General features: G+C 70.7%; 17 protein-coding genes. 8 read left to right on the top strand and 9 right to left on the bottom strand.

Features of this window, described 5'->3' with window-relative positions; translation table 11 throughout:
- Positions 1 to 18: 18 nt before the first annotated feature.
- From AC2YHJ_RS25255 to AC2YHJ_RS25245, 3 genes are all read right to left on the bottom strand, one after another.
- Entirely contained in the window at positions 19 to 1,719 is a 1,701-nt protein-coding gene (locus tag AC2YHJ_RS25255; RefSeq protein WP_487398950.1) for a ShlB/FhaC/HecB family hemolysin secretion/activation protein, read from the bottom strand.
- Between the two features lie 243 nt (positions 1,720 to 1,962).
- Positions 1,963 to 2,523: an OmpA family protein gene (locus AC2YHJ_RS25250; RefSeq protein WP_487398949.1), complete on the bottom strand. Its 561-nt coding sequence runs from the start codon at positions 2,521 to 2,523 to the stop codon at positions 1,963 to 1,965.
- Positions 2,524 to 2,589: 66 nt separating this feature from the next.
- A complete protein-coding gene (locus tag AC2YHJ_RS25245) occupies positions 2,590 to 5,607 on the bottom strand; it encodes an FAD-dependent oxidoreductase (RefSeq protein ID WP_487398948.1) in 3,018 nt (1,005 codons plus the stop codon).
- Between AC2YHJ_RS25245 and AC2YHJ_RS25240 the strand changes: the two genes are divergently transcribed.
- Both AC2YHJ_RS25240 and hydA read left to right on the top strand, forming a co-directional pair.
- Entirely contained in the window at positions 5,606 to 6,940 is a 1,335-nt protein-coding gene (locus AC2YHJ_RS25240) for a cytochrome P450 (protein ID WP_487398947.1), read from the top strand. The two genes, AC2YHJ_RS25245 and AC2YHJ_RS25240, sit on opposite strands and share 2 nt — an antisense overlap.
- A 91-nt stretch (positions 6,941 to 7,031) precedes the next feature.
- The gene (gene hydA / locus AC2YHJ_RS25235; protein WP_487398946.1) at positions 7,032 to 8,513 is read left to right on the top strand and encodes a dihydropyrimidinase; all 1,482 of its coding nucleotides are present in this window, start codon (positions 7,032 to 7,034) and stop codon (positions 8,511 to 8,513) included.
- Between the two features lie 3 nt (positions 8,514 to 8,516).
- Here the strand turns inward: hydA and AC2YHJ_RS25230 are convergent, their stop codons facing one another.
- From AC2YHJ_RS25230 to AC2YHJ_RS25205, 6 genes are all read right to left on the bottom strand, one after another.
- Positions 8,517 to 9,281, bottom strand: coding sequence for a hypothetical protein (locus AC2YHJ_RS25230; protein ID WP_487398945.1), 765 nt, complete (start codon positions 9,279 to 9,281; stop codon positions 8,517 to 8,519).
- A 56-nt stretch (positions 9,282 to 9,337) separates the two neighbouring features.
- Positions 9,338 to 9,694 carry a hypothetical protein gene (locus AC2YHJ_RS25225; protein ID WP_487398944.1) on the bottom strand — a complete coding sequence of 119 codons (357 nt, stop codon included), beginning with the start codon at positions 9,692 to 9,694 and terminating at the stop codon, positions 9,338 to 9,340.
- A 32-nt stretch (positions 9,695 to 9,726) separates the two neighbouring features.
- Positions 9,727 to 10,884: an aminotransferase gene (locus AC2YHJ_RS25220; RefSeq protein WP_487398943.1), complete on the bottom strand. Its 1,158-nt coding sequence runs from the start codon at positions 10,882 to 10,884 to the stop codon at positions 9,727 to 9,729.
- A 50-nt stretch (positions 10,885 to 10,934) separates the two neighbouring features.
- On the bottom strand, positions 10,935 to 11,672 hold the full coding sequence (locus AC2YHJ_RS25215; protein WP_487398942.1) for an acetoacetate decarboxylase: 738 nt from the start codon (positions 11,670 to 11,672) through the stop codon (positions 10,935 to 10,937).
- Positions 11,673 to 11,748: 76 nt separating this feature from the next.
- Positions 11,749 to 12,918, bottom strand: a complete 1,170-nt coding sequence (locus tag AC2YHJ_RS25210; protein ID WP_487398941.1) for a DUF3734 domain-containing protein — start codon at positions 12,916 to 12,918, stop codon at positions 11,749 to 11,751.
- Between the two features lie 127 nt (positions 12,919 to 13,045).
- Positions 13,046 to 13,756, bottom strand: coding sequence for a DNA-3-methyladenine glycosylase family protein (locus AC2YHJ_RS25205; RefSeq protein ID WP_487398940.1), 711 nt, complete (start codon positions 13,754 to 13,756; stop codon positions 13,046 to 13,048).
- A 156-nt stretch (positions 13,757 to 13,912) separates the two neighbouring features.
- On the opposite strand from AC2YHJ_RS25205, the gene AC2YHJ_RS25200 reads away from it, so the two are divergent.
- The 6 genes from AC2YHJ_RS25200 (at position 13,913) to AC2YHJ_RS25175 (ending at position 19,689) form a co-directional block, all read left to right on the top strand.
- A complete protein-coding gene (locus AC2YHJ_RS25200; protein ID WP_487398939.1) occupies positions 13,913 to 14,629 on the top strand; it encodes a response regulator in 717 nt (238 codons plus the stop codon).
- 70 nt (positions 14,630 to 14,699) lie between these two features.
- Positions 14,700 to 15,971, top strand: coding sequence for an ATP-binding protein (locus AC2YHJ_RS25195; protein ID WP_487398952.1), 1,272 nt, complete (start codon positions 14,700 to 14,702; stop codon positions 15,969 to 15,971).
- An 89-nt stretch (positions 15,972 to 16,060) separates the two neighbouring features.
- Positions 16,061 to 16,624, top strand: coding sequence for a GbsR/MarR family transcriptional regulator (locus AC2YHJ_RS25190; RefSeq protein WP_487398951.1), 564 nt, complete (start codon positions 16,061 to 16,063; stop codon positions 16,622 to 16,624).
- Between the two features lie 5 nt (positions 16,625 to 16,629).
- A complete protein-coding gene (locus tag AC2YHJ_RS25185; RefSeq protein ID WP_487398938.1) occupies positions 16,630 to 17,967 on the top strand; it encodes a cytochrome ubiquinol oxidase subunit I in 1,338 nt (445 codons plus the stop codon).
- Entirely contained in the window at positions 17,964 to 18,977 is a 1,014-nt protein-coding gene (locus AC2YHJ_RS25180; RefSeq protein ID WP_487398937.1) for a cytochrome d ubiquinol oxidase subunit II, read from the top strand. The genes AC2YHJ_RS25185 and AC2YHJ_RS25180 overlap by 4 nt, the downstream gene beginning before the upstream one ends.
- Before the next feature lie 52 nt (positions 18,978 to 19,029).
- Entirely contained in the window at positions 19,030 to 19,689 is a 660-nt protein-coding gene (locus AC2YHJ_RS25175) for a hypothetical protein (protein WP_487398936.1), read from the top strand.
- Positions 19,690 to 19,745 lie beyond the last annotated feature (56 nt).

The following is a 19,745-nucleotide window of genomic DNA, read 5'->3' as shown; positions in this document are numbered from 1 at the left end:
CGCGACGCGGCATGGGGTTCAGAACCTTATCAGCGTGCGGAAGTAGAGCTGCGTGGCGCGCAGCGGTTCGGAGAACTGGCCATCCGGCTGGGTGGTGATGCGCCGGGCGAGCTCGACATCCAGCTGCACCGTGTCCGCGACCACCGTGCGCACGCCGCCGCCCCAGGAGGACAACCGCCGGTTCGCATCGGTGTCGAGGTTCTGGTACGCCCAGCCCATGTCGCGGAACATGTAGAACTGCGTCGTGCCGCGGTTGTTGCCGAGCGCCGGTTCAGCCGGGATCTCATAGGCGAGGTCGAGCTGCAGCTCGATCGCGTAGCCATAGCCGTAATCCCCGGTCACCTGCCCCGAATAGAAGCCGCGGCCGAGCCGGTTGCCGCCGAGATAGTACTTCTCGGCATTGGGCAGCACGTTGGTGGACCACTGCCCGTTCACATAGCCCTGGATGTTGAACATCGCCCCGTCGAAGGGCGACCAGATCGGCTGGATGCGCTGGTACTCGCCGGTCCATTTGGTGAAGTCGAACTCGCTGCCGATGCGCGTCGCGCGCGGGTCGTCATTCGCGGTGGCATCCCAGTCGATGATGCCCTGATGCGCGCGGAAGGCGCCCTGGTTCGTGGCCGGCGGCAGGAACGGGATGAAGGTATCGAGCGCCTGGGCGTCGAAGCCGCCGCGCAGCGCCCGGATGTGGTCACGCCCCGCGAGCTGCCGGCCCGAGGAGGTGCCGACACCCGTGAAAGTCGTGCTGTCGAACATGTCGAGCTGCCCGACCGCCCACAGATTGGCCGGGCGGGAGCGGATGATCGGATATGACGCGACGATGCCGGCGAGTGAGGTCTCGCCATTGTAGCCGATCTGCGCGAGCTGGCCGGAGGGCAGGGTGTTGCCCATGCCGGCATAGACGCGCACGCGCAGGCCCGACCCGCCGATGAAGCTCTCGACGCTGGCCTGGGTGAACCACTGCGTCGCCTGTTCCGAACCGAACAGCGTCAACTCGGTGCGCTCGCCGAATTCGGTGAAGGAATTCAGCCCGCCGACGAACAGCGCCTCCCACGGTCCGGTCAGGTTGTAGGCGCGGTTGTCCACGTTGAAATAGCCGCTGACGGCGGAGCGCGTGACCTGGGCGACGAGGCGCAGCGCCCCCGGTTCCCCCTGGATCGGCTGCAGCACGCCGCGCACCCGCACGCCCGGGACGTCGGAGGCGAGCAGCAGGGCGCGCTCCACCGTCGCGGTGGAGATCGGCCGTTCCTCCTTCACCCGTTCGAGGAAGCGCAGCACCTGCGTGCCCGCCGGGCCGATATCGCCGTCGAGCCGGACTTCCGAGACATAGCCCTCGGTGATGGCGAAGCGGACCTCGGCACGGCCATCGGCGCCCGGCACCAGCGCGGCGGCGACCGAGACGAAGGGATACCCGCCGCGGCGATAGGCACCGAGCACGGCGAGCCGGGTTTCCTCGATGCGCGACAGCGCGACGGTCTGGCCCTCGATCGGGCTGAGGTAGCGGCGCAGGTCGGCGGTCTCGATCGCCGTGTTGCCCTGCACGCTGGCGGTGCTGATGGCGACCTGCTGGCCCTCGCCGGGGCCGCGCCGGGCCTCGGGCGGCGGCGGCTGGGTCCGGGGCGACAGGCTGGGCGCGCTGGGCGGCAGGATGCGGTCCTGCAGGTCGACCGGCGGCGGTGGCGGGCGAGGGACTCCGGCCGGCACCTGTGCCCATGCCATGCCGGGCGCGACCAAGGCCAAGGCCGCGCCCAGGTTCAGAACCTGGCGGAAGATCGGGCACGCCGTTGCGGTCACTGGCACCAAACTCGGGCTGAGGTTTCCATAAAGATAGCCCGAATCTCAAACATATGAACGTTCGATTGATGAAAAGCGGTTGATTTGGCGCAAGCTGCGCCGTTTCCGCAACGGTCCTCGCCTGTCAGAAACGACCGGATGCGGCCCCTTTCCGGCCGCGCACCGTCCTCACTCGCCGAGATTGACGACCTGCACGCGGCGGTTGCGCGCCTCGGCCCGACCATCAGGGGTCGGAACCAGGAGTTGAGTCTCGCCGAGGCCGACGGCCTCGAGCCGCGCGGGTGCCAGGCCGTAGCGGGCGACCAGCAGGTCGCGCACCGTCGCGGCCCGGCGTTCGGACAGGGACTGGTTCATGGCCGTGGCCCCGACCGTGTCGGTATGGCCTTCGATCCGGAAGCGGGACCGGGTCAGGTCCGGTGTCGCCAGCGCGCGGGCGAGGGAGGCGACCAGCGCTTCCGCCTGCGGGGTCAGCGCCGCCGAACCGGTGGCGAAGGTGATCATCAGCGAGACGGATGGCCGGTCTGGCGGGGCCGTGGTCTCGGCCCGCACGGCGCCGCCGGATGGGTCGGAGGTCATCGGCGGCTGGTTCGCCTGTCCCGGCAGGCGTAGGCCGCGCGTCAGGTTATGCACGATGCTGTCGGCCACCGGGTCGGGCGGCTGCTGCGCCGCCGCGGGCGCGCCAAGCAGCCCGGCGAGCACCAGCATCAGGGGCGGAAGGGACGGGCGCATCCTGCAGTCCTCCGGGCCATTTGCCCAAGGCTACACCATCCGCCGGCCCGATGCCGCGAATCCCGGTCAGCCGAAGCGTGCGATCGAGAAGTCCGGCGCCACCGCGTCCCGGCCCAGCACCGCATCGGCCGTCATCCGCCCGGCGATGGGGCCGAGCGTGTAGCCGGAGGAGGTGATGGCGGCGAAAAGGCCCGGGCAGGATGGTGCCTCGCCCAGGATCGGCGCGCGGTCGACATGCACGTTGATCCCCGTCCAGGCGCGCAGCACGGACAAGCCGGCGAGGGCGGGCACGACATGGCCGGCGACCCAGAGATTGCCCTCGATGCTGTCGCGCCGGGTGCGCGTGGCGCCGGTGGCCGGGTCGTGCACCCCCGGCCAACCGCCGCCGATCAGCAGATGGCCGTGCGGTCCCTGCTTCAGCGAGAGATGACGCCCGGCATGGGCGACCAGATGAGGGATGAAGGGGCCGGTGGCCTCGGTGGCGATGACCTGCTGCACCAGCCCGCCGACCGGCAGGCGCACCCCGGCCAGCGCGGCGATCTGCCCCGACCACGGGCCGGCCGCGACGACGACCCGCCCCGCGCGGATGGTCCCGGCTTCCGTGGCGATGGCGAAGCCCACCCCGTCGCGCGTGATGTCGGTGACATCGATGCCGCCCGCGACCCGCGCCCCGGCGCGCTTCGCCAGGGCCAGCAGGGCGGCGGTGCCGCGCAACGGGTCGATCTGGCCCTCCAGCGGGCAGAAGGCCGCGCCGAGGAAGCGCGGCGCGAGATAGGGCGCGAGGTCGCGCAGTTCGTTGGCGCCGACGACATGGGTGTCGATGCCCGCGCTGTGTTCCACGGCTGACTTGCCTTGCAGCCATTCAAGCTCGGCCTGAGTCTCGGCGAGCATCAGCCCACCCTCGGTGCGGATGCCGCAGCTCTCGCCGGCGTCGCGCGCGATCTCCTTCCATAATCCGATCGAGCGTGGGCCGAGCGGCAGCGTGGCCGCGGCGGGGCCGGCGGTGCCGAGCGCCTCCGCCTTGTCGCCGAAATCATAGGAGAGCAGCTGCACATGCAGGCTGCCGGCATTCGCCGTGCTGGCGGCGAGGCCCGGTTCCGAGCGGTCCGCCACCAGCACATCCACGCCTTCCCGCGCGAGGTACAGCGCGGTGGACAGGCCGAGCACGCCGCCGCCGATCACCAGCACGTCGCAGGCGCGGTTCTCCGGCGCCAGTGGTTCGGCCCGGCTGCGCCAGGCGCTGGGCGTTGGCGCGTGGATGACCGGCGTGTCGAAGCCTTCGGGCATTTCGCGCATCAGCGCAGCGGCGGGGACCGGCTTCACCGGGGCGCGCGGGGCGGCGAAGGCGGCTTCGTCGGCGTCGCCGCCTGCCAGCCGCGCGACAATCGCGCCGCACATGCGGCCCTGGCAGCGGCCCATGCCCGCGCGGGTTTCCTTCTTCAGCGCGGCGAGGGTCCGCGCGCCACCTGCCATCGCCGCACGCAGGGCACCGGCGGTGACCTCCTCGCAGCGGCAGACAGTCGTGGTGTCGGCGATGGCGGTGGGGTCGAAGGCGGGGGCGGCGAAGATGCGCCAGAGCGCGCGCTGGAAGACCAGGGCTCGATCAAGGTCGCGCCGCGCGGCGGGGTCTTCGGCGACGGTGAAGCCGATCTCGCGCGCGGCGGCCGCACCTGCCAGGCGCCCGCGCGCGAGCGCGACGCGCGATCCGCCGATCGCAGCACCATCGCCGATCGCGAAGACGGCTTCGATGCTGCTGCGGCCTTCCTGATCGGTGACGGTCTCCAGGCGCCCGATCTCCGCCCCCGGCCCTTCTGTGACGAAGCGCTGCCCGCAGCCCAGCGCACGGGCGAGGCCCGTCTCCGGCTGGAAGCCCATGTTGAGCGCCGCGACGCCCGCCTCGACGCGCTGTTCGCCGCCCGGTGTCGCGATGTGCAGCGCGGCGAAGCGGTCGGTGCCGTCGCAGGCGACGACGACGCTGCCCCACAGCACCGGCACCCCCGCGCGCTTCAGCGTCGCGAGGTAGCGCAAGCCATCCCAGGCGAGGTCCGGCGCGGCGCGGGCGAGCGCCAGCACCTCCCGCCACACGGCGAGGCCGGGCTTTGGCGCGGCTTCCACCACCGCCGCCACCTGCACGCCGCCGGCGATGAGTTCGCAGGCCAGTTGCAGGTTCAGTGGCCCGCTGCCCGCGATCACCACGCGATCTGCCGGGCTGACGCGCTGCGCCCGGGCGAGGGTCTGCACGGCGCCGGTGGTCATCACGCCCGGCAGCGTCCAGCCTGGCACCGGCACCGGGCGTTCATGCGCGCCCGGGGCGAGGATCAGCCGCTTCGGGCGGAAGGTGATGGCGGCGCCATCGACCAGCGCGGCGATCTCATCCGGCGCGAAGCCGCCCCAGACGGTCGCGCCGTGATGGATCGTTATGCCGGTCGCGCGCGCTTCCGCGAGCAGCGCCGCACCCCTGCGGAACTGTGCGTCGGGCGCGGCGTCGGCGTGGCTGTGCGCCAACGGCTTCAGGTATTGCCCGCCGGCCTCGGCCCGTTCATCCAGGACAACCACATCCGCGCCGGCCTTGGCGGCGGCGATGGCGGCGGACAATCCCGCCGGGCCGGCGCCGACGACGAGAAGGTCGCAGGCGCGATCGGCGATGTCGGTGGGTTGGTCGGCGAGCGGGGCGAGCTGCGCGGGTGACGCGCCCTCGACACGCAAGCCGGCTTCGGCCTTCACCAGGCAGGCACGCTGGCCGGACTTTCCATCGATCGCGACGATGCAGTCGAAGCAGGCACCCATGCCGCACCACAGCCCGCGCGGTGCACCCTTCGCCGTATGTCGCAGCGTCAGGATGCCGGCGGCGGACAACGCGGCGGCGATGGTCTCGCCGGGCAGGGCCTCGACCTCGCGGCCATCGAAGGTGAAGCGGACCGGCGCGGCGGACGGCCTGATGGTCGGAGAGGTAAGGCGCATGCCCTTGCCGTGACGGGGTGGCGAGTCTCCGATCATCGCATGCGGCAGTGCCGCGTCCATCCTCGACGGCCCGAGGCCGACCGGCGATGACCAATCCGCCACGGCGGCGTAACCTGCCGCCATGCAGGCCATCGCCGACGACTTCATCCCCCCCATGCCGCCCCGCGCGGCGCGTGAGCCATCGGCGCTGGGCGGGTTGCTGCGCGCGCGGCGTGACGTGCTGTCGATCTTCCCCGCGGATGCCTATCGCCGCCAGGTCTTCACCACGCGCCTACCCGGGCGGCTGATCCTGGTCGCCAATGCGCCGGAGGTGGTGCGGGACGTCTTCGTCACCAAGCACGAGATCTATCAGCGCAAATCCCGCTTCCTCGAGGACGCGCTGCGGCCGGTGATCGGCGGCTCGTGCTTCATCGCCTGGGGGGATGAGTGGTCGGAACGGCGCGAGGCGATCTCCCCGCCGATCCACCCGTCCGGTCTCGCGCAGTTCCATCCCTGCTACCTCCAGGCGGCGGAGACCTGTGCCGAGGCCTTCGCGCGCGCGACCGGCCCGGTCGATGTCGCGGCCGCCTACGCCGCGGCGATCAGCCATGTGCTGCTGCTCGCGGTGTTCGGGGATGCCGCGACTGCTGACGACGCACGCATCATCGCCGAGACCTTCACCGCGTATCAGGATGCGGCGGAGGTGGTGGACCTGCTCGGCCTGATGGGCCTGCCGGACGTGTTCGGCTGGCTGACGCGGCGGCGCGCGCTGCGCCTCGCGGCCGAGCTGCGCGGGCGCGTCGCGCGGCTGCTGGACGCCGCCGGCCCGGAAGGCGGCACGCCGCTGCTGCGCGCGCTGCGCATATCCCCTGCGCTGACCGGCGAGCACCTGCTGGACGAGGTGGTGATGTTCCTTCTCGCGGGTGCCGAGGGGGCGGCGATCACGCTGACCTGGACGACCATGCTGGCGGCGCTGCATCCAGCCACCGCCGACCGCATGGCCGCCGAACTGCCGGCGACGCCCCCGGCCTTCGGCGATCTCAACAGCTTCGCCTTCACCCGCGCGGTGGTGCAGGAATCGATGCGGCTCTACCCGCCCGTCGCCGTCTTCGCGCGCCAGGCGACGCAGCCCGACCGCATCCGCCGCTGGGACATCCGCCGCGATGACATCGTGCTCGCTGTGCCCTGGCTGCTGCATCGTCATGAACGGCTGTGGGAGGCACCGAACGCCTTCCGCCCGGAACGCTTCATGGGTGATGCCGCGCGGCAGCGGCCGCGCTTCGCCTACCTGCCCTTCGGCATCGGCCCGCGCATCTGCGCCGGGGCGGCCTTCGGCATGGCGGAGGTGATGGTCTTCGCGGCCATCCTGTTCCGCCGCTTCCGCTTCAGCCTCGCGCCCGGCTTCGTGCCGCGACCGAATTGCCGGCTGGCGCTGCGGCCGAAGGGCGGGATGCGGATGGTGATCGCGCCGCGGTGACGTGGAGAGGGGCGCTGCCCCTCCAATTTCCACCTTCCCCGCCACCTCCCCCCGCCGCACTCTTGCACCGCAGCGAATGGAGTGACGTGTGATGGCGGAATACGACCTCGCGGTGCGCGGCGGCCAGGTGGCGACCGGCTTCGGCACCATACGCTGCGACATCGGCGTCAAGGATGGCCGCATCGTCGCCCTCTCCGAGCGCATCGCGGATGCTGCGCGCAGCATCGAGGCCGACGGCCTGCTGGTCCTGCCCGGCGGCGTGGACAGCCATTGCCATATCGAGGAACCGTCCCGCGGCGGCTATGCCAGCACGGGTGCCGCGGAACCGCCGGTCACGGTGAACGAGGAATCCTTCGCCACCGCCTCGGCCTCCGCCTTCGCGGGCGGCACGACCTCCGTGGTGTGCTTCATCCCGCAATGGAAGGGTTTCGGGGTCTGGGAACGCTACACCGATTATCGGGCGCGGGCGGCGAAGGGGATGCTCGATCATTCCTTCCACCAGATCATCTCCGACCCCACCGATGCGGTGATGGATGTGGAAGTGCCGCGCGTCGTCGCGGAAGGCGTGCGCAGCCTGAAGGTGTTCCTGACCTATGAGCCGCTGCACCTGTCGGACGGGCAGTATCTGCGCGTGCTGACCAAGGCGCGCGAGCTCGGCTGCCTGGTGACGGTGCATTGCGAGAACTACGACGCCATCAACTGGCGCACGCATGAATTGCTGAAGCACGGCATGACCGCGCCGAAATATCATGCCTGGTCGCGCCCGCCAGTGGTAGAGCGCGAGGCGACGCACCGCGCCATCGCGCTGGCCGAACTGGTGGACCAGCCGATCCAGGTCTTCCACGTCTCCTGCGCCGAGGCCGCAGAGGAGATCGCCCGCGCCCAGTATCGCGGCGTGAAGGTGTGGGGCGAGACCTGCCCGCAATACATCGCCCTGACCGCCGCTGACATGGACCGCCCGGGCTTCGAGGGTGCCAAGTTCATGTGCAGCCCATCCCCGCGCACGGTCGAGGAACAGGGCCGCATCTGGGAGATGATCCGCCGCGGCACGCTCGATGTCGTCTCCTCCGACCATTGCGCGTTTTCGTATGAGGGCGACAAGGGCAAGCGGCAGAACGGCGCGGACGCGGTGTTCCGTGACATCCCCAACGGCATCCCCGGCTTCGCCGCACGGCTGCCGATCCTGTTCAGCGAGGGCGTGTCGAAGGGCCGCATCAGCCTTGATGACTTCGTCCGGCTGACCAGCACCAACCCGGCGCGGCTGATGGGCCTCGCGCCGCGCAAGGGCATGATCGCGGTGGGGGCGGATGCCGACCTCGCGCTGTGGGATCCGAAGAAGAAGGTCACGATCACCAACGCGCTGATGCAGCACGCGATCGACTACACGCCCTATGAGGGCCTGGAGGTTACGGGCTGGCCGGTGACGACGATCCGCCGTGGCGAGGTGGTGATGCGCGACGGCGAGGTGGAGGCGGAACCGGGCACCGGCCGCTTCCTGCCGCGTGGGCCGTACGACTTCATCCGCCCGCGCGGTGTGACGCCGAACGGCTTCGATCCGGCGCCGCCACGCTGACCTTCAGGCCGGCTGCATCGTCTCCATCAGGCCGAGCGTGTCGATGTCGTCGGGCGTGATCTCGTTGCGCTGGGCGGCGGCGAGCCAGGCCATGACCTTGGCGCGACCGTCCTCCACCAGCCTGCGCGCCTGCGGCGCATCGGGCAGCGGTGGCGGGGCGCGCATCGGCCCGCGGCCTGACCAAGTGAGCGTCGTGCCCCATTCGGTGCGGTTGCGGGCCGGGCCACCCGGGCGTGGCGGGCAGTTCTCCACCTGCTGGCGCCAGAAGTGATCCAGCCGCAACCCGCCGCCATTGGCGAGCGGCGTGGCGCGGATGGACAGCCAGGTGCCGCCCTCACAGGGGCTGGTCAGGCGGTGATGCAGCGTCTCCAGCGCCAGGATGCGCGCGACGCCGTCATCGTCCTCGCCGATCGCGGCCTGGATCTCCTGGTAGGTGCCGGTGCCGGTATTGCCCTCGAACGCCGCGAAGACGATGTCGCGGCCGCGCATCTGGCGGACGGCGAAGACGCGCGCATAGCCGTACCAGGACGGGAAGCGGAATTCGGTCGCCGGCGCGCCCGCGCCGGTGAAGCGGATCAGCAGCGGCGGGCGTGATCCTTCGATGATCCCGGCGTGCAGCGTGACGGGCTCGGCACCGGGGCGCAACGTCACCGGGCGCGGCGTGGACAAGCGTGGCGGCTGACGGGTCGGTTCCGCCTCGTTCTCCGCATGCGCCGTCGACGCCAGCAAGGCCAGCGGCGTCGTGAGGATCGCGCGCCGAAGCATCATGCCGGCTGGATCATGCGGGCGCGGCCGTTCGCGTTCCAGGGCCGCTATGTCGCCGCTCATCGGCCCGCCGCAACCCAGAACCTGCCGGAAGAATAGATCGGTCCGTTCGGGTGCGACCGGGCGACGTAGGGCGGCACGGGTGGTGCCAGGAAGGACTTCAGTCGCTCATTCGAAGCGAAGTGTGTGAAGCCGTTGCGGCGGAGTGCTATCTCCGCTGCCGACTTCGAGTCCAGGGTCAGGGCGTCGAAGACACCACCGGTATCGCTGATGAAGTGGATGACAGCGGCACCCTGGGCGTCCGTTTCGACCAATGCCCAATTCTGCTGGAGCATCTCGATCATCTTGACCCAGAAGTCGCTGCTCGCGATCGAAATGACGCGACCCGCGTCCTCGTCGGAATCAGAATCCGCCATCGAACCCTCCCGGTCGCGTGCCAGCGCAGCGCTTACGCCGTCAGCCGCCCTGGCACCTGCACGATCACGCTCTCCTCCGCATTCGCGAAGGCGAGGCGCAGATGTCGCTCCTGCCCCGGCCCGAAGAACGGCCCCGGCAGGCCGAGCAGCCCGCGTTCCACCGCCAGCGTCTCGGCCATCGCCACCGCATCCGGCGCATCCTGCGGCAACCGCAGATAGGCGAAATAGGCACCGAGCGCATCGAGCCGCCAGCCCGGCAGTTGCGAGGCCGCGCGGCGGAACGCCTCGGCTCGCCCGGCCATCAGGTCGCGGTTCGCCAGGCGCCAGTCGCGCAGTGCCTCGACGCCCCAGGCCAGCGCCGTCTGTGCCGCGCGCGGGGCGCAGATCTGCATGGTGTCGAGCGCCTTCATCAAGGCTTCGCGGAACCCCGCGCCGGACGCGATGGCCGCGACGCGGTGTCCCGGCACGCAATAGGCCTTGGAGAAGGAATAGAGATGAATGAACCCGTCCCGCCAATCGGGATCCGCGAACAGCGCATGCGGCGGCAACTGACTCGGCGCGAGGAAGTCGCGATAGGTCTCGTCCAGCACCAGCCAGGCATCGTGGCGCCGCGCGAGATCCGCGAAGCGCGCGATGACCTCGGGCGGATAGACCGCGCCGGTCGGGTTGTTCGGCGTGACCAGCACGATGGCGCGCACGCCGGTCATCAACGCCTCGGCCCGGTCGGGGTCGGGGATGAAGCCGTCCTCGGCGCGGCATTCCAGCGGCACGCAGGGAATGCCGAGGGCGGTCAGAGCCATGCGGTGATTGAAGTACCAGGGGGAGGGCAGCATCACCGCCTCGCCCGCGCCGGCCAGTACCGTCATCGCCATGGTGAAGGCGAGGTTGCCGCCGGAGGTGATGGCGACATCCGCCGTCTCGATCGCCGCGCCATAGAAGCGAGCCATGTCATCCGCGAGTGCCGCGCGCAGCGCCGGTTCGCCGTCGATCGGGCCGTAGGAGGCGGTAGCGCGGCTGCCGGCGGCCTCGGCGAGCTTCGCCAGCAGGTCCGGATGCGGCGGGTATCCCGGCACCGCCTGGGTCAGGTCCAGCACCGGCCCCGCACCGCCGCCGTAGCGCGCCGCCCAGGCGCGGACGGCGGGGATGGGCGGGTCCTGGGTGTCGCGGATGCGCGGGGAGAGCGGGGGCATGGCGCGCGGACCCTCACAGCCCCGGGCCGCGAAGTCCAGACCCCGGCCGTTCAGGCCAGGTAGTCGTGTGCGACGGACCCGAGGCCGAGCGTCAGGTCGGCGACCAGATGCGTCGCCGAAACCACCTCCAGCACCGGCAACTCCGCGACGGGTGCCAGCGCATGCGGCATCAGCGACAGCGCGGCCGGGCCGGTCCAGGCGCCCTTCAGCGTCACGTCCTGCAGGTAGTATTCGACCAACTCGCAGATGCGCGCCGACCCGTCCACATGCGGGATGATCTTCAGCAGCCAGTTCGGCGTGGCGAGCGAGGCGAGCACCGCAGCCTCGTCGGCGTGGCGGTGCTTATAGCCCATGGTCGCGGTAGCGACGCGCACCGGCCCGTAGTCGAGCGTGCCGACCAGCGTGTCGATCTCCGCCTTCAGCGACGGGCTGGCGAGCTTCTTCGGGAAGCCCCACAACTCGCGGCCCCCGGCGATCGGCGGATGGTCGTTGAGGAACATGCAGTGGGTGTAGCCGCCCTTCCTGCCCTTGTAGGTCACGGGGATGACCTGGCCGGTCTCGGTGTAGTCGCCGAAGCCGGTGGAATCCGGCATGCGGATGAATTCGTACTTCACCAGCGGCTCCGTCACCTGGAGCGGCGCGGGCACGACGGCGCGCAGCTTCTCCATGTCGGTGCGGTAGGTGATGATCATGAACTCGCGGTTCACGAAGCGGTACGGCCCGACCGGATAGGCCGGGCTGGTGAATGGCATCGCGAAGGCGTTCTTGCGGATCTCGTCTTCGGTCATCGGGATGCTCCGGGGCAGGCGCCTGGGGTTGGCGGGGCGACGTTCAAGAAACGATGTCCCATCACCGCCGCTGAACTCAGCGCGGATCGGCGCGGGCGAAGTCGTAGGTCGCGATGCAGACATCCGGTGAGGGCCGTTCCACCGATGCCGGGTCCCGCAGGGTCCGCACCGCATCGAGGAGGCCGCCCTCCCAATGCTCGCGCATCGAGCGGCGGGAGAATTCGTAGTCCTTGGAATCGCTCTCGAACTGGCGGGAGCGGTAGATCAGGTGGACGATGCGGAACACCGTGTTGTTGGCGGCGCGCGCCAGCATCTGGCCATCCGGCGTGTCCAGCAATTCGGGCGGCACCTGCTTCAGCAGGTTGCGCAGCGCCACGCGCAGCCGCTGCAGTTGCATGAACTGGTCGGTATTGGCGCGGGTGCGGCTGGAATACTGGATTTCCTTCTGCCGCATGGCGACCTCGGTCAGGTCGCGCGGGATCTGGCCCTGTGCGCTCCAGAGATCGACCTGGAAGGCGATGGTGTCGCGCATCGGGCGATCCTGCACCACCCATTGCAGCGGCGTGTTGGAGACGATGCCGCCATCCCAGTACAGCTCCCCCTGGATCTCGACGCCGGGAAAGCCGGGCGGCAGCGCGCCGGAGGCCATGACATGCTCGGGGATGATCACGTCGGTGCGGCTGTCGAAATAGACGAAGTTGCCGCTGCGGACATTCACCGCGCCGAGGCTGAGGCGCGGCGAGGCCTCATGGTTGATGCGGTCGAAATCGACGTATTCCGTCAGCGTCTTCTTCAGCGCCGAGGTGTCGTAGTAGCTGGTCGCCTCGGCGCAGCCGGGCGGGTGCAGATAGGGCGGCGGCAAGCGGGGTGAGAAGAAGCCCGGCGCCCCGGTGAACAGCGCCGCGGCGGCATGCGCGCCGTTCACCCAGCGCCGCCAGTCGGTGCCGTGGGCGGGCGGTTCGATCGAATCCCACGCGCCGCCGATCAACCCGCCATGCGGGGCGGTGACGCCTTCCCAGAAGCCGCGCAGCGCGGCGATGCGGTCCTCCGGCGCATTGCCGGCGATGATTGCGGCGTTGATGGCGCCGATCGAGATGCCGGCGACCCAGTTGGGCTCGATCTCCGCCTCATGCAGCGCCTGGTAGACGCCGGCCTGGTAGGCACCGAGCGCGCCGCCGCCCTGCAGCACCAGCGCGATGTTCTCATAGGGCAGGCGGCCGATGCCGCGATGGGTGCGTCGGAGCATGATGCGCGGAAGCATAGCGCAACATTCTTTCCGCGACATGACGCGTTGTGGTGTGCCTCGGCCGGCGGGCGCGGCTGGCGGGCTGGACGTGGCCGCGCTCGCGGCAGCTCACGATCCGACTTGTGCGTCAGGCGGCTTCGCCTGCGGGCCGGCCGGTCGCGTGCCGCCAATGGTGCCACAGCAGCCGCGCCGCCAGCGATCGCCAGGGCGACCACGCCCGCGCCATCGCGACCAGCGCCTTCTGCGCCGGGCGTTCCGGCAATCCCTTCAGATGCGCGAGGCCGGCGGCGAGCGCGACATCCCCCATCGGGAAGACATCCGGCCGCTCGAAGCCGAACAGCAGGTGCACCTGCGCGGTCCAGGGGCCGATGCCGGGAACGGCGGAGATGGCGGCGACCGCGGCCTCGTCTGGCGCTTCACGCAGGGCGGACAGGTCGAGCCGCCCGTCGGCGATCGCGCCTGCCAGGGCACGCACATGCGCCACCTTCGGCCGCGACAGCCCGGCGCCGCGCAACGTGGCCTCATCCAGCGCCAGCAGCCCGGCGGGGTCCAGCGCGCCGGGCAGGGCCGACAGCCGCCCCCAGATCGCTGCCGCCGCTTGGTTGCTGATCATCTGGCCGCAGATCGTGCGCAACAGGCCTGCGAAGCCGGGGTCGCGGCTGCGCCAGGGCAGGGGGCCCGCGGCGGCTTCGATGCCGGCGAAATCGGGGTCGAGAACAGCCAGTTCGGCGATCCCCGCCCGCGCCCAACCGGGCAGCGGGGGGGAGGCGGCGGGAGCCTGGGTGAGGGGGATAACCCCCGCCGCCCCGGAACCGCGCCCGGGGGGGATGCGGGGCACGGCGTTCCTGGACGGACGAGATGGGCTGGTCATGGCCGGCAGGAAGCCCCCGGCAGCGCCGAATTGCAACGCAGCGCAACGGGCGCCGCCGCCGTTACGCAGCGAAACGCGATGACCCCCCTGAAGACCGGCCGGGACGCGCTATTGTAACAAGCCATGGAACCTGTCCCGCACATCCTCGTCGTCGATGACGACCGCGAGATCCGCGACCTTCTCTCCCGCTTCCTGGAGAAGCAGGGGATGCGCGTCACCGCCGCCCGCGATGCGCGGGACGCCAGGCGGGTCTGGCCGCTCGGGCGCTATCACCTTGTCGTGCTGGACCTGATGATGCCGGGCGAACCGGGCCTCGACTTCGCGCGATGGCTGCGCAGCCAGTCCGACGTGCCGGTGGTGATCCTGACCGCGATGGGGGAGGAGACGGACCGCATCGTCGGCCTCGAGCTCGGCGCCGACGACTATGTGGCGAAGCCCTTCAACCCGCGCGAGCTGCTGGCGCGCATCCGCGCCGTGCTGCGCCGGGCGAGTGGCGAGGGGCCCGCCAAGGAACCGCCGGCGAAGGTGATCCGCTTCGGCGGATGGACGCTGGAACCGGGGCGGCGGCGGCTGCTGAACCCGGATGGGGCGGAGGTGTCGCTGACCGGGGGCGAATACGAATTGCTGCTGGTGTTGGTCGAACGCCCCAACCGCGTGCTGACGCGCGACATGCTGATGGACCTGCTGCGCGGCCGCCAGGCCGGACCGTTCGACCGGGCGATCGACGTCGCCGTGTCCCGCCTGCGCCGCAAGCTCGAGGATGACGGGCGCAACCCGAGCCTGATCAAGACCGTGCGCGGCGGCGGCTACGTCTTGGCAGCGACGGTCGAACGTGGCTGAAGGGCGCCGCCGCTTCGGCTGGCCGGCGAGCCTCGGCGGACGGACGGCCTTCTGGCTGATCCTCGCCCTGATGCTGGTGCAGGCGGCCGGGCTGACCATCCATGCGCTCGACCGCGTGGATCTGCAGCGCCTGATCCATGCGCGGGAGATCACCGGGCGCGCCTTCGGCGCCTGGCGCACGGCGGTCCTCGCTCCGGCCGACCGGCGCGAGCAATTGCTGGCGGATCTCGACCTGCCGGAGGGGCTGACGGTCGAGCTCAGCCGGCAGCCCTCGGTGCGGAGCGGCGCGCCGCCGCCACCGCCCGACATCATGCGGCTGTTCCGGCTCGACCTGCTGGGCAGCGGGCCGCAGCGGCTGCGCCCGCGCGAGGTCCGCCTCGGCCCGCCGGACCGGCCGGGCGGCTTCGCGGCGTCGATGCGCCTGCCCGATGGGGACTGGCTGAACGTACAGGTCGCGATGCCGCCGCCCCGGCCGTGGCATTCTGCGACCTTCCTGGTGGCCTTCGTGCTGATGACGGTCGCGGCCGTGCTGCTGATCCTCGGCGCCGTCGCACGGCTGATGCGCCCGGTGCGGCTGCTGGCCGCCGCGGCCGACCGGCTGGGGCGGGACGTGAATGCCGCCCCGCTGGATGAGGACGGACCGTCCGAGGTCGCGACCGCCGCGCGCGCCTTCAACCAGATGGCCGCGCGCATCCGCCGCTTCGTCGCCGACCGCACGCAGATGCTCGCCGCGATCGGGCACGACCTGCGCACGCCGATCACCCGGCTGCGCCTGCGCGCCGAGTTCATGGAGGATGACGAGCAGCGGCGGAAGATGCTCTCCGACCTCGACGAGATGGAGAAGATGATCGCCGCGACGCTCGCCTTCGCGCGCGACGACGCGGCGGCCGAGCCGGCATCGCCGCTCGATCTCGCCGCGCTGTGCCGCACCGTGGCGGATGAGGCGGCGGACGCGCAGCCCGAACAGGCCGAGGCGATCGCCTATGACGGGCCGGAGCGGCTGACCGTGCGCGCCCGGCCGGTGGCGATGAAGCGGGCGGTCGCGAACCTGGTCAGCAATGCGCTCGCCTATGGCGGTGCGGCGCGGATCGGCCTGTCGCGCGGCGATGGCGGCGCGGTGCGCCTGGTGGTGGAGGATGACGGGCCGGGCATCCCCGAGACGGAGCTCGAAGCCGTATTCGCGCCCTTCCGCCGGCTGGAGGGCAGCCGCAACCGCGAGACGGGCGGCACCGGCCTCGGCCTGACCATCACGCGCAACATCCTGCGCGCCCACGGCGGGGATGTCGTGCTGCAGAACCGCCCGCAGGGCGGGTTGAGCGCGGTGGCGACGCTGCCGGGTTAGGGCGCGGGGCGGTCCGGAGGGTAGGGTCGGCTTGATCTGAATCAAATTCAGCCATAGATTTCAGAAAGTTCTGAAATATCGGAATGTCCATGAATCTCCCGCCGCTCATCCAGGCCTTCGTGCTCCATTTCGGGGAAATGGGGTCGCGCTGGGGCATCAACCGTACCGTCGGGCAGATCTACGCGCTGCTCTACGTCTCTCCGCGCCCGCTGAACGCCGAGGACATCGTCGAGGCGCTGGGCGTCTCGCGGTCCAACGTCTCGATGGGCCTGCGCGAATTGCAGGCGTGGAACCTGGTCCTGCCCAGGCACATCCCCGACGACCGGCGTGACCATTTCACCACGCCGGACGATGTCTGGCAGATCCTGCGGACGCTCGCCGAGGAGCGGAAGAAGCGGGAGGTCGATCCGACCCTGTCGGTGCTGCGCGAATTGCTGATGCAGACGCCCGGCAGCGAGGAGGAGCGCCACGCCCAGGACCGCATGGGCGCGATGCATGGCATGATCGAGCGGCTGACGACCTGGTACGATGATGTGAAGCGGCTCGAGAGCGAACGTCTTGCGGCGCTGCTTGCGCTTGGTGCCAGAGTGACGAAGCTTCTCGATGCGAAGGACCGGGTCGCCGGCCTGCTGCGCGGCAAGAAGGAGGCCTGATCGCCATGGACGCCCTGATCCTCGCCCGCATCCAGTTCGCGGCCAACATCTCTTTCCACATCCTGTTTCCCACCATCACCATCGCGCTGTGCTGGGTGCTGCTGTTCTTCAAGCTGCGCTTCACCGCGACGGGCGACGACAAGTGGATGGATGCCTACCGCTTCTGGGTGAAGGTCTTCGCGCTGTCCTTCGCGATGGGCGTCGTCTCGGGCATCACCATGTCCTTCCAGTTCGGCACGAACTGGCCGGGCTACATGGAGAAGGTGGGCAACATCGCCGGCCCGCTCCTGGCCTATGAGGTGCTGACCGCCTTCTTCCTGGAGGCGACCTTCCTCGGCATCATGCTGTTCGGCTACCGTCGCGTGCCGGGATGGGTGCATACCGGGGCGACGATGCTGGTGACGATCGGCACCACCACCTCCGCCTTCTGGATCCTCGCGCTGAATTCCTGGATGCAGACGCCCCAGGGCTTCGAGATGCGCGACGGCGTCGCGCACGCGACGGACTGGATGGCGATCATCTTCAATCCGTCCTTTCCCTATCGCCTCGCGCATATGGTCACCGCCTCGGCGGTGACGGTGTCCTTCCTGGTGGCGGGACTGTCGGCCTTCCGCTGGCTGCGCGGGGACCATGCGCCGTCGGTGATGGCGGCGCTGCGCACCGGCATCGTGATGGCCGCGGTGCTGGCGCCGCTGCAATCCTTCCTCGGCGACCAGCACGGGCTGAACACGCTGGAACACCAGCCGGCCAAGATCGCCGCCATGGAAGGCAACTGGGACACGCAGCGCCGCGCGCCACTGCTGATCTTCGCCATCCCGAGCGAGGCCGAGCGCCGCAACGTCTTCGAGATCGGCATCCCCGACCTGGCGAGCCTGATCCTGCGCCACGACGCGAACGGCGTGGTGCCGGGGCTGAACGACTACCCAGGCCTGCATCCGCCGGTCGCACCGGTCTTCTTCGCCTTCCGCGTGATGGTCGGGATGGGCGTGCTGATGATCCTGACGGGGCTGACCAGCGCCTGGTTCCTCTGGCGCCGCGGTGCGCCGCCGCGATGGCTGCTGATGGCGCTGGTGGGCATGACCTTCTCCGGCTGGGTCGCGACGCTCGCCGGCTGGTATGTCACCGAGATCGGCCGCCAGCCCTGGCTGGTGACGGGGGTGCTGACCACCGCCCAGGCCGCCGGACCGGTGCCGGCGGGCAATATCGGCCTGACGCTGGCGATGTATGTGACCCTCTACGGCTCGCTGCTGGTCGCCTACATCGTCACCGTCTTCCGCCTCGCCACGCGGGCCGGCATCGCGACCGACCACACGGCCGAGGTGAAGGAGGGAGTTCCGGCATGACCCCGTTCGTACCGCCCGACTGGCTGCCGGTCATCTTCGCCGTGCTGATGGCGGTCAGCATCTTCAACTACGTCGTGCTCGACGGCTTCGACCTCGGCGTCGGCATCCTGCTGCCGCGGGTCGCCGAGGAGGCCGACCGCGATCGCATGATCGCGGCCATCGGCCCCTTCTGGGATGCCAACGAGACCTGGCTGGTGCTTGGCGTCGGGTTGCTGCTGGTGGCCTTCCCATCCGCGCATGGCGTGATCCTGACGGCGCTGTACCTGCCGGTCGCGATCATGCTGGTGGCGCTGATGCTGCGCGGCGTCGCCTTCGAGTTCCGCGCCAAGGCCCCGGACCTGCGCCGCAAGCGGCTGTGGGACCATGCCTTCACCGCCGGGTCGCTGGTCGCGTCACTGGCCCAGGGCTGGATGCTCGGGCGCTATGTGCTCGGCTTCTCCGAGGCATGGCACGCCTATGCGTTTGCGGCGATGGCGGCACTCGGGCTGCCCATCGCCTATGCCTTCGTCGGCGCCGCCTGGCTGATCTGGCGCACCGAGGGTGGGCTGCAACGCGCTGCGATCGGCTGGGCACGGCTCGCGGTCTGGCCGCTCGGCTTCGGCATCCTGCTGGTGTCCGCCGTCACGCCGATGGTCAGCAGCCGCATCTTCGACCGCTGGTTCTCCTTCCCCGAGGTCGTGCTGCTCGCGCCGCTGCCGGTGCTGACACTACTGCTGCTGGTCGGCCTGGCGCGGCTGCTGGCGCGCATGCCGCTGCCCGACGATGCCAGGCGGCGGCTGCCCTTCTGGGGTGCGACGGCGCTGTTCGCGCTGTTCTTCGCCGGGCTCGCCTGGTCCTTCTTCCCCTATGTCGTGCCGGAACGCCTGACCATCTGGCAGGCGGCGAGCGCACCGGAGAGCCTGACCTTCATCCTGGTCGGCGTCATCGTCGTGTTGCCGACCATCTTCGCCTACACCGCGCTCGCCTGGCGGATCTTCAGCGGCAAGGCGCGGGAGCTGACCTACTACTGATCGGCGTGTCAGCCGGGTGCTGACCGCCGGCTCCTTGGATGGGAGAGCGACGATGACGCGACCATACCGCCGCGCTGCACTGGCCGGCCTGGTGATGCTGGCCGCTTCCGCCGGGACGGCGCAGGCCCAGGGCGCGGGGTCGAAGCCGGCCACGGGCCCTGTCGCCGGTGCACAGGCGGTGGGGGCGGAAGCGCTCGCGCTCTTCGAGCGCGTCTGCGTCGCCGCCCTGGCGCGGCGCGAGTCGGCCGAGGCGGTCGCCGCGGCCGAACTCGCCGCATCGCCGCGCGTGCCGGCCGATCAACTGCGAACGAACGGCCCTGTGCGCGAGACCGCGGGCTGGCGCGTGCGGGGCCAGCTCGGCCGGCACAGCGTGGTCATGCTGGAACCCGGCAGCCAATGCGCCATCTACACCGATGGCGTCGATCCGGATGCCTTCCTGGACGATGTGCAGGCGCTGATGCGGCGGCCGGAGGCGCTGCCGGGCTGGGTGCGGCAGGGCGAGCCGTCGCGATCGGCCACCCCGCGCCCCTATGGGATGCTGACCTATCTGCGCGCCCGCTACGTCAGCATCATTCCGCCGGTGGGCAAGCCGCCACAATCAGGGCCGGTGCCGCTGCCGGCGGCGACCATCCTCGCCTCGGCGGCCAACCGCACCGATGGCCGGCCGAACACCGCGGTGATCACGACGGATCTCGAAGCGCCGCAGCGCTGACCCGCGCGTTCATGGACGAGGCCGGCGGCCCGCCTGCTTCGGCCCGGCCGCGATTG

The sequence above is a fragment of the Roseomonas sp. SRI_022 genome, from assembly GCF_057586215.1.
Note: the sequence above shows the minus strand (reverse complement) of the source record. Positions and strands in the feature narration are given on the sequence as shown.

Bases quoted from the DNA above. Each gene is read 5' to 3' on its own strand.
- AC2YHJ_RS25255 (WP_487398950.1), bottom strand. From the start codon at position 1,719: ATGGCATGGGCACAGGTGCCGGCCGGAGTCCCTCGCCCGCCACCGCCG.
- AC2YHJ_RS25250 (WP_487398949.1), bottom strand. From the start codon at position 2,523: ATGCGCCCGTCCCTTCCGCCCCTGATGCTGGTGCTCGCCGGGCTGCTT.
- AC2YHJ_RS25240 (WP_487398947.1), top strand. From the start codon at position 5,606: ATGCAGGCCATCGCCGACGACTTCATCCCCCCCATGCCGCCCCGCGCG.
- AC2YHJ_RS25245 (WP_487398948.1), bottom strand. From the start codon at position 5,607: ATGGCGGCAGGTTACGCCGCCGTGGCGGATTGGTCATCGCCGGTCGGC.
- hydA (WP_487398946.1), top strand. From the start codon at position 7,032: ATGGCGGAATACGACCTCGCGGTGCGCGGCGGCCAGGTGGCGACCGGC.
- AC2YHJ_RS25230 (WP_487398945.1), bottom strand. From the start codon at position 9,281: ATGATGCTTCGGCGCGCGATCCTCACGACGCCGCTGGCCTTGCTGGCG.
- AC2YHJ_RS25225 (WP_487398944.1), bottom strand. From the start codon at position 9,694: ATGGCGGATTCTGATTCCGACGAGGACGCGGGTCGCGTCATTTCGATC.
- AC2YHJ_RS25220 (WP_487398943.1), bottom strand. From the start codon at position 10,884: ATGCCCCCGCTCTCCCCGCGCATCCGCGACACCCAGGACCCGCCCATC.
- AC2YHJ_RS25215 (WP_487398942.1), bottom strand. From the start codon at position 11,672: ATGACCGAAGACGAGATCCGCAAGAACGCCTTCGCGATGCCATTCACC.
- AC2YHJ_RS25210 (WP_487398941.1), bottom strand. From the start codon at position 12,918: ATGCTCCGACGCACCCATCGCGGCATCGGCCGCCTGCCCTATGAGAAC.
- AC2YHJ_RS25200 (WP_487398939.1), top strand. From the start codon at position 13,913: ATGGAACCTGTCCCGCACATCCTCGTCGTCGATGACGACCGCGAGATC.
- AC2YHJ_RS25195 (WP_487398952.1), top strand. From the start codon at position 14,700: ATGCTGGTGCAGGCGGCCGGGCTGACCATCCATGCGCTCGACCGCGTG.
- AC2YHJ_RS25190 (WP_487398951.1), top strand. From the start codon at position 16,061: ATGAATCTCCCGCCGCTCATCCAGGCCTTCGTGCTCCATTTCGGGGAA.
- AC2YHJ_RS25185 (WP_487398938.1), top strand. From the start codon at position 16,630: ATGGACGCCCTGATCCTCGCCCGCATCCAGTTCGCGGCCAACATCTCT.
- AC2YHJ_RS25180 (WP_487398937.1), top strand. From the start codon at position 17,964: ATGACCCCGTTCGTACCGCCCGACTGGCTGCCGGTCATCTTCGCCGTG.
- AC2YHJ_RS25175 (WP_487398936.1), top strand. From the start codon at position 19,030: ATGACGCGACCATACCGCCGCGCTGCACTGGCCGGCCTGGTGATGCTG.